This is a genomic window from Comamonadaceae bacterium M7527 (genome assembly GCA_021044545.1).
Lineage (GTDB): Bacteria > Pseudomonadota > Gammaproteobacteria > Burkholderiales > Burkholderiaceae_C > RS62.
This window is the reverse complement of record CP087990.1, coordinates 1430873-1444434: the sequence shown is the minus strand read 5'-3', so window position 1 is coordinate 1444434 and position 13562 is coordinate 1430873. Positions and strand designations below refer to the sequence as shown.

General features: G+C 55.7%; 12 protein-coding genes and 1 pseudogene. 2 read left to right on the top strand and 11 right to left on the bottom strand.

The annotated features are described in order from the left end of the window. Positions 1-75: 75 nt before the first annotated feature. From LN050_07060 to LN050_07045, 4 genes and pseudogenes are all read right to left on the bottom strand, one after another. Positions 76-1019, bottom strand: a pseudogene (locus LN050_07060) (TAXI family TRAP transporter solute-binding subunit). 114 nt (positions 1020-1133) lie between these two features. Continuing rightward, complete coding sequence (locus LN050_07055) at positions 1134-2099, bottom strand: Gfo/Idh/MocA family oxidoreductase (protein ID UFS55591.1); 966 nt, start codon at positions 2097-2099, stop codon at positions 1134-1136. Positions 2100-2114: 15 nt separating this feature from the next. Further along, positions 2115-3332, bottom strand: a complete 1218-nt coding sequence (locus LN050_07050; GenBank protein UFS55590.1) for an AGE family epimerase/isomerase — start codon at positions 3330-3332, stop codon at positions 2115-2117. Next, positions 3329-4324 (bottom strand): Gfo/Idh/MocA family oxidoreductase, encoded by a 996-nt coding sequence (locus tag LN050_07045; GenBank protein ID UFS55589.1) that lies wholly within the window; start codon positions 4322-4324, stop codon positions 3329-3331. Before LN050_07045 ends, LN050_07050 begins: the two co-directional genes overlap by 4 nt. A 144-nt stretch (positions 4325-4468) precedes the next feature. Between LN050_07045 and LN050_07040 the strand changes: the two genes are divergently transcribed. Next, a complete protein-coding gene (locus LN050_07040; GenBank protein UFS55588.1) occupies positions 4469-5509 on the top strand; it encodes a LacI family DNA-binding transcriptional regulator in 1041 nt (346 codons plus the stop codon). Further along, positions 5496-6746: a DUF1479 domain-containing protein gene (locus LN050_07035; protein ID UFS55587.1), complete on the top strand. Its 1251-nt coding sequence runs from the start codon at positions 5496-5498 to the stop codon at positions 6744-6746. The genes LN050_07040 and LN050_07035 overlap by 14 nt, the downstream gene beginning before the upstream one ends. Here LN050_07035 and LN050_07030 read toward each other — a convergent pair. The 7 genes from LN050_07030 to LN050_07000 all read right to left on the bottom strand — a co-directional run bounded on the left by LN050_07030 (position 6734) and on the right by LN050_07000 (position 13460). Next, positions 6734-7768 (bottom strand): hypothetical protein, encoded by a 1035-nt coding sequence (locus LN050_07030; protein ID UFS55586.1) that lies wholly within the window; start codon positions 7766-7768, stop codon positions 6734-6736. The two genes, LN050_07035 and LN050_07030, sit on opposite strands and share 13 nt — an antisense overlap. 15 nt (positions 7769-7783) lie before the next feature. Next, positions 7784-8044, bottom strand: coding sequence for a Dabb family protein (locus LN050_07025; protein ID UFS55585.1), 261 nt, complete (start codon positions 8042-8044; stop codon positions 7784-7786). 57 nt (positions 8045-8101) lie between these two features. After that, positions 8102-9166 (bottom strand): ABC transporter ATP-binding protein, encoded by a 1065-nt coding sequence (locus LN050_07020; protein ID UFS55584.1) that lies wholly within the window; start codon positions 9164-9166, stop codon positions 8102-8104. A 51-nt stretch (positions 9167-9217) separates the two neighbouring features. Beyond that, positions 9218-10102 carry a carbohydrate ABC transporter permease gene (locus LN050_07015; GenBank protein ID UFS55583.1) on the bottom strand — a complete coding sequence of 295 codons (885 nt, stop codon included), beginning with the start codon at positions 10100-10102 and terminating at the stop codon, positions 9218-9220. Then, positions 10099-10971: a sugar ABC transporter permease gene (locus LN050_07010; GenBank protein ID UFS55582.1), complete on the bottom strand. Its 873-nt coding sequence runs from the start codon at positions 10969-10971 to the stop codon at positions 10099-10101. Before LN050_07010 ends, LN050_07015 begins: the two co-directional genes overlap by 4 nt. A gap of 89 nt (positions 10972-11060) precedes the next feature. Continuing rightward, entirely contained in the window at positions 11061-12296 is a 1236-nt protein-coding gene (locus LN050_07005; GenBank protein UFS55581.1) for an ABC transporter substrate-binding protein, read from the bottom strand. Between the two features lie 156 nt (positions 12297-12452). Then, positions 12453-13460 (bottom strand): glucokinase, encoded by a 1008-nt coding sequence (locus LN050_07000; GenBank protein ID UFS55580.1) that lies wholly within the window; start codon positions 13458-13460, stop codon positions 12453-12455. Positions 13461-13562: the final 102 nt, after the last annotated feature.

The window sequence follows — 13562 nt, the reverse complement described above, 5'->3', positions numbered from 1 at the left end:
TGCTGGCAGTCAGCCCTTGTACACAAAAGAAAAGCGCTGAACAGCGCTTTTCTGGTTGGCTGTAAAGGCTGATCTTTACTTCAACAAGCCGGCTTCGCGGTAGTAGCGCTCAGCACCAGGGTGCAACGGCACAGGCACGCCTACAGCCGCAGTTTTGGGGTCAATGGCCAGTGTTGCCTTGTGGGCTGCGTGCAACGCGCTCAACTGGTCAAACAGCACCTTGGTCATGGTGTAAGCATCGTCGTCAGATACGCCAGTGTTGGTCACCAAAATGTTGCGAATGGCAGCGGTTGGCACAGCCTCGGTTTGACCTGCGTAGGTGTTGGCTGGAATGCTGGCAGGCTGGTAGGCCGCGTCACCCACCTTGGCAATAACGTCTTCACCAATTGGGATTAGGCGAATGGCAATATTGGTAGACAAGTCTTTGACGGCTGCAACGCCTAAACCGGCTGACACCAGGGTGGCGTCAATTTGACGGTTTTTCATCAGCTCAACGCTTTGGCCAAAAGAGATGTACTCCACCTTGGCAAAGTCGTTGTAGGTCATGCCTGCTGCCTTGAACAAGGCGCGCGCGTTCAGCTCGGTACCGCTTTTGGGTGCGCCCACTGCAACGCGCTTGCCTTTGAGGTCTGCCAGTGTCTTGATGCCAGAGTCTTCGCTGCCGCAATTTGAATGTAGTTGGGGTAGATGCCTGCAATTGCGCGCAGCTTGTCCAGCTTTTTGGCAAAGCCCGCATCTGCATTGCCTTGCCACGCGTTGGATACGGCATCACCCAGGGCAAAACCCAGTTCGCCACGGCCCGCTTGAATGAGGTTCAGGTTTTCTGCGCTGGCCTTGGTGGACTGCACAGTCACCTTGGTGTTGGGCATGGCATCGCCATAAAACTTGGACAGTGCTGTACCAATGGGGAAGTAGGCACCACTGGTGCCGCCGGTGAGCACCGTGACAAATTCAGCTGCTTGCGCTTGCACGCCAATACTCAGTGCGGCGCATAGCGCTACTTTGGATACCAATTTCATGTGGGTGTCTCCTGCAATGTGTTGCTGTAGGTGTGAAAGAGCCGGAAATATACAACGTTAAGCGCCGCGCTTGCGCATTGAAGGTGACACTTCACGCCAAAACGCGGGTAAACGCTAGGTTTTTGACGCGTTGATGAGGCGTGTGAGCGTGTGTGTGATGGCCGCACTTGCCGACGCATCATGGGCTTGGCCGTTGTCTTTGTCTATCTGCGCTGCGAAATGCTTCACCATGTTTGTGTAGGCATTGCAGGGCTCAAATACAACTTGTTGGGCCTCGTGGTGCAAGCCGGCGTTGGGCGCCCAAGTGGCTGTGCTGGTCTGTGGGTTGTGCGCTGGGTTAAACGGCGCGTGCAGTTGTGCCCAGCCAGCTTCGCCCACCACATAAACGCTTTGGCTTTTGGCGCTTTGTGTGCTCACCATAAATTGCAAATGAGTGTCGCCAGCAGCTTCGTCTTGCCAGTGCAGCACGCCTTGGGTATGTATGTCTGTGCCCCAGTCGGGGTGGCGCTGCATGCTGGCGCTCACGTGGTCAGGGCTGCGACCCATGAGCCAATGGCCAGCAAACACAGCGTAGCAACCAATGTCCCACAATGCGCCGCCGCCCACGGCAATGGCATTGCGAATGTTATTGGGGTCGCGGTTGTCGTAATTGAACACGACTTGAATTTGGCGAATGGCGCCCAGCTTGGCCTGCGTTTTAAGCCAATGCCATTGCGGGTGATGCCGCACCATATAAGCCTCAACGGCATGCTTGCCCGTGGCTTGCACGGCCGTTTGTATTTGTTGACTTTCTTGCAGACTCAAAGCCATGGGCTTTTCGCACAGTACGTGTTTGCCTGCGTGCAGGGCCGCGACTGTCCACTGCGTGTGCAAGTGGTTGGGCAGTGCAATGTACACGGCCTGGACGTCGGGGTCTGACAGCACGCCTGCATAGTCTGTCCAGCGCATACTGGGCGCGTCTGGCCAGATGTTGGGCTCGCCGCGACTACCTATGGTCAGCGGTGTGTGCCCAGCCTCCAGGATGGCTGGAATGACTTGTGTGCGGGCAATTTTTGCGTTGCCCAAAATGCCAAAGCGCATGTGTATGAAATCTCGTTAAACGTCCAGGCCGCCAACGCGCAGTACATCCCAGCATGCGCCCATGGTGTGGTAATCCACTTTTCCCGCTGGTGATTTGGTGTCTTCCAGTTTGTCGCCTGCAGCGTTGGTTATGCGAAACCAAGCGCCGTGTTGGTGATCTACCAAATGCGTCCACGCCCAGTCCCATGTTTGCAGGTATTGGGTTTTGTAGTGCGTGTTGCCTGTTGCACGCCACAGCCGCCAGCTGCTGGCAAACGACTCGGCATGCACCCAGAAATACTTGTCGGTGTCGCACGGCGTGCCGTCTGGTGCGTAGCCGTAGACAAGACCGCCGTTGTTCTTGTCCCAGCCGGCTGCGTAGGCCGCGTCGTGCAGGGCTTTTGCAGCTTGTACATAGCGTGCATCAGGTGCGTGTTCGTGCAGGTTGAGCAGCAGTTTGGCCCATTCGGTTTGGTGGCCGGTCTGGTAGCCCCATGGTTTGAAGATGTCGCCGGGGTTATCCTTGTTGTGCTCCCAGTCTGGTGTCCAGTCTGTATGGTAGTGCTCCCAAATGGGCTGTTGACCCATGTGAGCCAGTTGCAGTGCAAAGGTGTTGGTCAAGTCTTGTGCACGTTGCAAGTAGCGGTGCTCGCCAGTTGCTTCAAATGCTGCCAGGCACGCCTCGCACATGTGCATGTTGGCGTTTTGCCCGCGGTAGCTCGCCAATTCATTGCTGGCTGAGCGCTCGTCGGCGTAGGCCTTGTACGCAGGTTCGTAAAACTGTGTGTTCATGCGATCAAACACAGCGCCCACATCCGCAGCGCTGCACAACTGAGCTTTGTACGCGTAAGACTTGGCCAGCAACACAAAGGCTTGGCCATAGGCCATGATGCGCGCGTCTTTTACGCCGCTGGCGTCAATAGTCCACACGTAGTCTTGTTGGGTATTTTTAAAGCGTTTGTCCAGCTCCGCCAGTGCGTGCGCTGCCCAAGTGAGGTAGTCATTGTTGCCGGTGTGTTGCCAAGCTTTTACCCAATTAAATACAAAGCGCGTGGCGCTGACCAAGTGCCTGTCGTCACGTTCATAGATGTCGCCGTTGTCTTTGTAGTAATGAAAAAAACCGCCGCGCGTGTCCAAGGCAATGGACTTGTAAAACGACAGGATGTCGTCTATGTGCTGCTTTAAAAAGCGGGCGCTGGCGAAATTGGGCGTGGGTTGTTGGGCCAGTAGCGTATGGGCTTTGGTTGCGCTCATGGGTAGAGAACTTGTTGGGTGTGGCCGGTGGCGGCGCTTTGCAATACGGCATAAGCCACTGCCAGCGATTTCAAGCCAGCTTCACCGTCGGCATTGGTGTGCTGCTTGCCCGCAATAGCTGCGTGCATATTGCGGACAACGCGCTCATACAGGTTGTCGGCATCCAGCTCAATTGCGTGTACCCCTTGTTCATTGGTCAGCTCCAATGAGCCGCCAGGCGCTTGCGACAAAATGCCATTGCCCTGCAAGCTGGCCTGGTCGCCGTGCACCTGGATGTGGGTTTGTGCAAACGGCGTGTTGAAGCCTTGGTGTGTAAAGGCGGTAATGCCACTGGCATAACGCCATATGGACATGGCGTTGTCCTCCATGCCATCGCCGCTGGCCATGCCGGTATTGCTGGTCATGGCGCACACGTGCGTGGGGTATTCGCCCAGTAAAAATGCCAATGAGTCTGCGTTGTGCACTGCGATATCCAGCACCACGCCGCCGCCTGCATTTTTGTCGCTCAAGCGCCAACCTTGAATGTGCTTGGGCAAGTACACAGAGTGGCTTAAGCGCACAGAACTGATGCGCCCCAAGTCATTGTTGGCAATATGCCGTTGCATGGCGCGGTGTGCAGCGTTGTGGCGCAAGTGGTGGTTGGTCATCATGACTACACCGGCTTGGTCGCAGGCCTGCACCATGCGTTTGGCTGCTGCCAAATCGACGGCCAGGGGCTTTTCGCACAGCACATGTTGGCCGGCGGCTGCGGCGCGCAACACACTGGCCTCGTGCTTGTCGTTGGTGTTGGAGATGTAAACCGCCTCAATGCCCAACGCGTCCAGCTCAGCTTCGCTGGTGCATGCATGGGCAATGCCGTGCAGCTTTGCAAAGTCTTGCGCGCGCTCGGCGCTGCCGGATACGACTGCCACCACTTCGTCGCCAGTGGCGCGGATGGCGTTTGTTAACCACTGGCTAGCAATCGTGCTGGCGCCTACTAATGCCCATTTCATGGTGCGACCTTTGTGTGTTGTACGGTTTAACGAGCCCCTTTGACCGGGGTTCATGATAACGTTTACATCATCGCTGGCAAATCGGGTTTTTCCTAGGTTGACCACCGATGAAAACGTTTACATAATCGCGCGGTGGAGGCATCAATGAGCGATAAAAAACCAACAATCAGTACCATTGCCAAGCTAACCGGCTTGTCGTTAGCCACCGTGTCACGCGCGCTTGCGGGGGCAGACAGCGTGCTGCCGCCCACGCGCGACCGCGTGTTGCAGGTTGCCAAAGAACTTAACTATGTCAGAGATCGTGCTGCAGTACGCCTGAAGACGGGTAAAACCTATGTGGTTGCGTTTTTGATGAACCGCCTAGACGCCAACCAGCCAGCTTTTAAAGACTTGTTGCTGGGAGTTAGCGACGCACTAAGCGATACGGACTACCACATGATTGTGTTGCCCGAGTCCATTGACGGTGATGGCTTAGAGACCTTGCGCTACGTGGTTGACAGGGGTTTGGCAGACGCCATGGTGCTTACAAACACCAAGCCCAAAGACGCGCGGGTGCAATACCTGTTGGATAAAAAATTTGCATTTGCAACGCATGGGCGCACACGCATGGGGCACAAAAAATCGATTTGTGATGACTTTGGTCATGCCCACCCTTTTGTTGACTTTGCCAACGAGCAATATGCGCAACTTGCTGTGGACGCGCTGGTGGCGAGGGGTAGAAAGAAATTGGCTGTATTGCTGCCGCGAGAAGGTGGCACATTTCGTTTGCACTTGGTTGAGGGCTTTCTGCAAGCCTGCGAGCGTGCCAAGGTGCATGGCGTCACGGTACCCAACCTCGATATGGACGGCAGCGCCGAGCACATTTACACATGGGCCGCACAACAAGCATCCCAGTTTGACGGCCTCATTGTTACGCGCGAGTCGCCGCTGGTCGCACTCTTGGGCGGACTGGGTGATGCCCAGTTAAAGCTGGGTCAGCACCTTGATTTGGTCACCAAATACAGCACCTCGTGGCCTGTGTATCTGCGCCAGCCGTTGCTGGGCTGCTTTGAGGACATAGAGCTAACGGGGCGCACCATCGCCCAGCGATTGCTGCACCAGCTTGATCCCGCCAACCATGCATTACCAGCCAACTATTTATTTACGCCGCCACCCATAGAGGAGAATATTCATGACCACAGTTGACACCAACGCGGTCTACCGCGATCAAATCGTTCAAAGCAAGGCAGATCTGCGTGCGCGAATGCCCGACTACAAAGCACGCTTTGATGAGCTAACCCGACGCCTGGAGGCCAGTGTGGCCGAGATAGAAGCGCAACGTGCAGCGGGTGTCAACCCAGTGCCCACCATTGCCGCTGCAGACCTGGCTACGGCCAGTGACCAGACCAAAGCCTTGATACGAAAGCGTGGTTGCGTGGTGATACGTGGTGTGTTTGACGCTGCGCAAATTGACAGCTGGAACGCCAGTATTGCCGACTACTTGCGCGACCTGGATTATTTGGGACGTGCTGAGAGCAAACGCGGTATTGACCAATACTTCAGTGCGCTAGCCAGCTCAAAGCCACAAATTTACAGCGTGTACTGGTCGCCTGCGCAAGTGCAGGCGCGCCAGTCTGAACAATTGGCCAGTGCGCGCCAATGGTTAAACCGCTTATGGGACTCAGCCGAGGTGTCTGGCGAGTCAGTATTCGACCCAGACCTAGAGTGCACTTATGCAGACCGTCTACGCCAACGTGAACCTGGTGACGCCACATTGGGTTTGTCGCCGCACGTAGATGGTGGCTCCATTGAGCGCTGGATAGACCCGGGCTACCAGCAGGTTTACCGCCACATTTTTGACGGCGACTTTGACGCGTACAAGCCGTTTGCCGCGGCCTACCGCACGCAAGCCAAAGAAATTCCGTCACCGGCGGTGTGTCAAATGTTCAGAACCTTCCAAGGCTGGACCGCACTCACAGGCCAAGGTCCAGGCGACGGCACGTTAAACCTCATACCGATTGCTGATGCCATGGCATGGATGCTGCTGCGCGCGTTACAAGATGATATTGCGGACGACGATTTATGCGGTGCCAAAGCAGGGCGCGCCATGGTGGTGAACCCGCAGTACCACGCTCTGCTATTGCGTGCTTACGGCCCTATCCCGCAAGTAGAGCCGGGCGACACTGTTTGGTGGCACCCAGACGTGGTGCACGGCGTAGAAGACAAGCACAACGGCAGCGGCTACAGCAACGTGATTTACATAGGCGCAGCGCCCGCGTGCGATAAAAACCGCAAGTTTTTAGCCACCCAGCGCGCCGCCTTTGAGCGCGGCGAATCGTCCCCCGACTTTGCTCCCGAGCACTACGAGCTGGACTTTGCGGGCCGCGCTACGGCAGAGCAACTCACAGCACTGGGGCGTCTGCAAATGGGTTACGCGGACTGAGTTTCAAACACCCAGTGCGCAGTGTGGCGGTATGGCGTGTCCTTGTCATGCCATACCGCTTGACCAAGCGCCGGGCCGTTGGGCCAAGTTTCTGTTTCCAGACACAAGCCTGCGCCGCGTGTGTGTGCGACGCCCAAGTGTGGCGCTGTGGTGCTGAGCCCTGATGCACCATACAAATGCACAAAGGGCTGGTCGGTGTACATAGACAGCTGCAAGTCTGAAACGCTTGCCACAGCCGCCAAGGCCATGTGGCTGGATGTGCCATGCATGACGTTGTGTTGCGCATCCAACAGCACAGCGCCGTCAAGGTGTGCAATGTGTTTATCAAAGTCTGGCGCGCATACCAGACGCTTGCTGCGGTAATCAAACGCGGTACCACTCACGCTTGCCAGCGGCATAGGCAGCTCTTGATCGTCCAGTGGCAAGTAGTGGCTGCCAAACACTTGCAGCTGGTGGTTGGCTATGCTTGGGCTGGCGTCCAGGTTCCAGTAGGGGTGGGGTATCAGGTTGATGGGGCAAGGCGCGTCTAGCGCTGCAGTGGCAGACCATTGCAAGTTGTTACCTACCCACGCATACACAATGCGCGCATCGCAGTTGCCTGGGAAACCCTGGTCGCCGTGCGCTGAGTGCAGGGTTAGCTCAATATGCCGCTCACTATGAGATGCTACCGACCAGTTGCGCACACCAAAACCAAGCTCGCCGCCATGAATACAGTGGCCTAGGGGGTGATTGGCGCTTAGCGCATACTGTTGCCCGTTGTGCAGCAGCTGGGCAGCGGCAATACGATTGCCATAGCGCCCGCACACCGCGCCCATGGCCATGGTGTCTTGGTGGTAAGCAGTGGGGCTGTTAAACCCCAAGCTCAATGGGCGCGGGCCCAGCGGTGCTGTTAACCACCACACTTGCATAAGCCGCGCACCAAATGGGTACACCCATGCGGCAAAGTCTGGGCTGTGCAGCAAGTAGACGCCGCCAGGTGGTCGTAATGGGTTGATACCCGCTAGCGCTTTCTCATCGCTCATGGCTGGCCTTGGCCCCTAAGCAGCGCTAACGGGCATGTCAAATACAAAGATACCGTCAAGTCCGCCCGTGGCGTGTTCTGCCAAAGCCGCGCCCAGGGCTTGGTGGCGCGTATCCGCTTGGTAGTTTGCCAAGGCTTGTGCATCATTGAAGCGAGCTATAAAGCCGTGATCAAAGCCATGGTCTTTGTGCTCAAACGGCAAGTTGGCACCAGCGTGCAGGCTAACAAGCCCGTCGATGTGGCCTAGCAAGCTCTCAAACGCTTGCACGAGTTGCAAGCGTTTCTCTGGTGGCACACCAGCTTGAAAGCGAATAAAAACGCAGTGGTCTATCACCTAGTTCAAGCGCTGTTCAGTGGCTGCGTCAAAGATATGCACTTTGGCGGCGTCAAAGCTCACCGAGAGCTGTTGCCCCAAGGTCAGTTCGCCAGGCCCTGGCATGCGCAAGGTGAACTCGCCGTAGGCCGTATCTATGAGCACGTAGCTCTCAGCGCCGGTGGGCTCAAGAAGGGCAACTGTGGCGTCAATCGCGCCTGCGGTACCGGGTGGGCCCACGCGCAAGTCCTCAGGACGAATGCCAAAAATGACGTCTGCGTTGGCCAAAGTGCTGTCCAGTTGCAGGCCAACACGCGCGCCGCCCAACATGACTTCACCGTTTGCGTCCACCTTGGCTGGTGCGGTATTGATGCTGGGTGAGCCGATAAACTCAGCAACAAACAAATTGGACGGGCGCTCGTACAACTCCATGGGGGTAGCCAACTGTTGAATAAGGCCGCCTTTGAGCACGGCAATACGCGTGCCCAAGGTCATGGCTTCGACTTGGTCGTGTGTGACGTAAATGGTGGTCACACCATGACGCATGTGCAGTTTTTTCAGTTCGGCGCGCATGTCCACGCGCAGCTTGGCATCCAAGTTGGACAGCGGTTCGTCAAATAAAAATAGTGACGGTTGACGAGCCAATGCACGGCCAATGGCCACACGCTGTCGTTGGCCACCAGACAATGCTTTGGGCTTGCGGTCTAGCAAGTGGTCAATTTGCAGCATACCTGCGACCTTGTTGACAGCTTCCTGGCGCTGGGTTTTGGGCACCTTGCGCATCTCCAGCGGAAAGGCAATGTTTTGCGCCACTGTCATGTTGGGGTACAGGGCATAGCTTTGGAACACCATGGCCACGTCACGCTCATCAGGTGGCAAGTGGGTGATGTCTCGGTCTGCCAAGGTCACGCGGCCTGTGGTGGGTTCTTCAAGACCAGCGACCACGTTCATCAGTGTGCTTTTGCCGCAGCCCGATGGCCCCACCAAAACTAAAAACTCACCGTCTGCCAGGTCAAGGCTGATGTCATGCAGAATTTTGACGTTGCCAAAGCTTTTGGAGACGCCGTCTATATGTAGGGTTGCCATAATAGTTTCTTCAGTTAGCGAGGAGCTGAGCCTCTGAGCATGTTGATTGGTTTAGCCTTTGACCGAGCCAGCCATCAAGCCGCGCACAAAATATTTGCCTGACACGATGTAAACAATCAACGTGGGTAGCGCGGCGATGAAAGCGCCGGCAAAGTGCACGTTGTATTCCTTCACGCCTGTCGAGCTACTCACCAAATTGTTGAGTGCCACCGTTAACGGGTAAGACGAGAAGTCGCTAAAAGACGCGCCAAACAGGAAGTCGTTCCAAATGTTGGTGAACTGCCAAATGATGTTGACCACCACAATGGGCAAGCTCGCTGGCAGCATCAAGCGCCAAAACAGTACAAAGAATCCCGCACCATCCATGCGTGCTGACTTCACAAGTTCTTGCGGAAATGCTGCGTAAAAGTTGCGGAAGAACAGCGTGCCAAAGCCAATGCCGTAAATGGTGTGTACCAGGATAAGGCCCTTAACAGTGCCTGCAATACCCAGTTCACCCAACAGTCTTGCCATGGGAATCAGAACGATTTGGAAGGGGATGAACACCGAGAACAACACCAAGCCAAAAATAAGCGTGCCACCTTTGATCTTGAACTGTGTGAGCACGTAGCCATTGAGTGCTCCCAGTGCTGTGGAAATGAGTACAGCCGGAATTACCATCAAAAACGAGTTAGCAAAGTAGGGCTTTAGGCCAGTGGCTTGCACGCCAATTTGCGACAGGCTCCAGGCTTGTACCCAAGGCTCTAGCGTGGGTGCCAAGGGCAGGGCCACCAGGTTACCGCCACGGATTTCATCAAGCGGCTTGATAGAGTTGATGAGCATCACATAGATGGGCATCAAAAACAAAGCAGCCAGCAGCAGTAGCACTGCGTAAAGCGCCACACGCTCCCACTTGATGCCACTGGGTTTAGGGCTCATCACAATGGTTTTAGTCATGGTTGAACGCCTTTGTTGAGGCGCATTTCTCGGCGCACGTAAGGAATCACCACTACGGCTATGCCAATGAGCATGACCACGGCGCTGGCTGCACCAACGGCCATCTCGTTTCGAGTAAAGGTGTATTGGTACATGAATACAGACGGTAGCCACGTCGAGCGGCCAGGGCCACCGCCGGTTAGTGCAATTACCAAGTCGTAGCTCTTGATGGCCATATGCGCCAGGATTACAAACGACGAGATAAAACTGGGACCTAACTGCGGAATGATGATGCGCCAGTAAATGCGCCAGCTCTTGGCGCCGTCCACGCGTGCGGCGTTGAGTACCTCGCCGTCAATGCCGCGCAAGCCGGCCAAAAATAACGCCATCACAAAGCCAGAGGTTTGCCACACGGCGGCAATCACCACGGTGTAAATGGCCATCTCGCCGTCTTTAATCCAGTCAAACACAAAGTTTTCAAAGCCTAGCAAGTGCATGGTCCGCTCAAAGCCAATGCTGGGATCTAGCAGCCACTTCCAAGCCGTGCCCGTCACGATGAATGACAAGGCCATTGGATATAAAAAGATAGAGCGAAACAAAGACTCAGCGCGAATGCGCTGGTCAATGAGTATGGCTAAACCCATACCCAACAGCATGCTGATGACGATGTACAAAACCGAGAAAACGCCTAGGTTCTTCACCGACAAAAAGAAATTTTTAAGTGAGAACAAACGCGCGTAGTTGCTCTCGTCGGCCAACGTCATGGTTGGCAAAATGGTAGAGGCTGTAAATGATAAGTAGACGGTGAAAGCAATAAAGCCATACACGCAAATGCCCACCATGATGATGCTTGGGCTGAGCACAAGAGAGGGTAGCCAGCGATTTTTCATGGTCAATTCACTAATAAAAAAAGGGGTTGCACTAGAGCACGGCTCTAGGCCAACCCCCGTGGTTTAAGCCACGAACTTACAAAGCCAAATTACTCAACCGCGTCAGCCATGGCTGCAGCTGCTGCCTTGCTGGTCATTGAGCCGTTGAAGTGCTGTGTAATCACGTCGTAAAAGCCGTTCTTGATAGACGCTGGTACGGCATGGCCGTGTGCCATTGAGCCCACCAGGGTACCCTTGCGGTTGGCTTCAGCCAGGTCAGCCATGCCCTTTTTGCCGCAGTCGTCAAACGCTGCGTTGGATACGTCTGTACGCGCTGGCACTGAGCCCTTCACAACGTTGAACGCGCTTTGGAAGCTTGGGTTCATGATGGCCTTGGCCAGTTTCATTTGCGCACCCTGTGAAGAGGAGCCAACTTTGAACATCAAGAACTGGTCAGAGTTGAATGACACCATGCCTTGCGTGCCAGGTACGCGGAAACACATGAAGTCTTTGCCTGGTACTTTTTTGGCGCCCAAGAACTCGCCCTTGGCCCAGTCACCCATGATTTGGAAGCCAGCTTTGCCCTCAATCACCATGGCTGATGCCAAGTTCCAGTCGCGGTTTGAGAAGTCTTTGTCTACGTATTTGCGCAACTGTGCCATGCGCTCAAATGACTTTTGCATGGTTGCAGATGACAACGCACCTTCGTCTTTTTGGACAAATGCCTTGTTGTAAAAGTCAACGCCGCCAGTGGCTAGAACCACGCCGTCAAACAATGTGGCATCTTGCCAGGCTTGCCCGCCATGGGCCAGGCCAATAAAGCCGGCTTTTTGCACTTTGTCGAGTGCCGCGATGAACTCATCCCATGTGTTGGGCATGGTTTTAACGCCAGCTTTTTCCAATACGGCCTTGTTGGCCCATACCCAGTTGGTGGAGTGCACGTTTACAGGTGCAGCAATCCATTTGCCATTATGTTTTGAGAAGTTTTGCAGTGCTTTAGGCACCACTTTGTCCCAACCCTCTTTGGTGGCCAGTGTGTTCAGGTCAGCGACTACACCCTGCTTGGCCCAGTCGGTGATGTCAAAGCCCAAAGCCTGTACAGCAGAGGGTGGGTTGCCAGAGGTAACGCGTGCGCGCAGGGCTGTCATGGCAGCTTCGCCACCACCGCCAGCTACTGGCATGTCGTTCCAGGAAACGCCTTGGCTTTCCAGGTCTTTCTTGAGCACGCCCAGGGCAGCAGCTTCGCCGCCTGAGGTCCACCAGTGCAAAACTTCAACAGATTCAGCGGCCAGTGCACCAGTTGCCATTGATGCGCTGATCAAGCCAGCGATGAGGGTACGTTTCATGTGTTTGTCTCCTGAGACGAGTCAGATAAATAGCGTGACCACCATAGGTCAACAGTCAGAATGATAACGTTTACATTGGGCGCCGATTATCAGGACTTTCCCTAGTTTTGCAAGGGTGTTCACGTCAGATCGCGCTTGGGCTGGGTAGCTCTGGTGCTACCAGATGGCTAACGACAGTGCTTGTGAGGCACCCGCCAGCGCAGGAGAAACTGGGCTGTTGATGACCCAGGTAGGCACTTTTTCAAGATAGGTCTTGAAGCGGCCTTTGTCTTCAAAGCGGGCTCTGAAAGGCGAGGCGTTGAAGCGCTCACCCAAGCGTGGCACTATGCCCCCGCCAATGTAAATGCCGCCGCGCGCGCCCAGCGTGAGCGCGAGGTCGCCTGCGGCGCTGCCAAGAAAGGCGCAAAACAAATCGATGGCCTCAACCGCGCGGCTGCCAGGCTCAAGCGTGGCGCGCTCCAGCACTTGTGCGGCGGTGACGATTTCGCGTGCCGTGCCGCCGTGCAAGTCGCCCAAGGCGTGGTACAGGTCTACCAGGCCGGTGCCAGACACCACGCGTTCGCCAGAGACGTGGCCGTAGCGCTTTTGCAGGTGTTTGATAAGTTCAAACTCAGCGTCATTGGTGGCGCTGAGGGTGACATGACCGCCCTCACCTGCAATGGGTATCCATTTGTTTTGATGACCCAAGGGCAGCAAGCCCGATACACCCAGGCCGGTGCCTGGGCCGATCAGGCCTATGGCAGCGTCTGGCGATGGGCTGCCGCTGCCCACTTGCAGCTTGTTGTCGTCTGCCAGTGTGGTCAGCGACAAGGCCAAGGCTGTGAAGTCGTTGAGCAGCAACAACCGTTGCAGACCCAGCTGCACGCGCAATTCGTCCACTGAAAAACGCCAGTGGTGGTTGGTCATGGCAATGGCGTCGCCAGTGACTGGGTTAGCAATACCAAATGCGGCGCTGGGCGGGGTTGCCTTGCCTGCCAGCTCGAGGTAAGCGGTAGCCGCCTCGAATAAGCCCGCATATTCGGCGCAGGGCAATACGTGTACGTCTGTGATGGGTGTGTCCGCACTTGCCTGCCAACCAAAGCGCGCGTTGGTGCCGCCTATGTCACCCAGCCAACGCGGGTAGGCCGGTGGCATGTCTAGTGAATGGTTGCGGGAGTCAAACATGGCGTGGCAGGGTTAACAAAGTAACGGCAGATGAGCAGGCAATACCAAGACAACTGGTGCGTCAGCACTGCGGCGTAAAGGCTGCAAGCATACACGGCTAAG

Bases quoted from the DNA above. Each gene is read 5' to 3' on its own strand.
- LN050_07050 (UFS55590.1), bottom strand. From the start codon at position 3,332: ATGAGCGCAACCAAAGCCCATACGCTACTGGCCCAACAACCCACGCCC.
- LN050_07005 (UFS55581.1), bottom strand. From the start codon at position 12,296: ATGAAACGTACCCTCATCGCTGGCTTGATCAGCGCATCAATGGCAACT.
- LN050_07010 (UFS55582.1), bottom strand. From the start codon at position 10,971: ATGAAAAATCGCTGGCTACCCTCTCTTGTGCTCAGCCCAAGCATCATC.
- LN050_07020 (UFS55584.1), bottom strand. From the start codon at position 9,166: ATGGCAACCCTACATATAGACGGCGTCTCCAAAAGCTTTGGCAACGTC.
- LN050_07000 (UFS55580.1), bottom strand. From the start codon at position 13,460: ATGTTTGACTCCCGCAACCATTCACTAGACATGCCACCGGCCTACCCG.
- LN050_07055 (UFS55591.1), bottom strand. From the start codon at position 2,099: ATGCGCTTTGGCATTTTGGGCAACGCAAAAATTGCCCGCACACAAGTC.
- LN050_07030 (UFS55586.1), bottom strand. From the start codon at position 7,768: ATGAGCGATGAGAAAGCGCTAGCGGGTATCAACCCATTACGACCACCT.
- LN050_07045 (UFS55589.1), bottom strand. From the start codon at position 4,324: ATGAAATGGGCATTAGTAGGCGCCAGCACGATTGCTAGCCAGTGGTTA.
- LN050_07035 (UFS55587.1), top strand. From the start codon at position 5,496: ATGACCACAGTTGACACCAACGCGGTCTACCGCGATCAAATCGTTCAA.
- LN050_07015 (UFS55583.1), bottom strand. From the start codon at position 10,102: ATGACTAAAACCATTGTGATGAGCCCTAAACCCAGTGGCATCAAGTGG.
- LN050_07040 (UFS55588.1), top strand. From the start codon at position 4,469: ATGAGCGATAAAAAACCAACAATCAGTACCATTGCCAAGCTAACCGGC.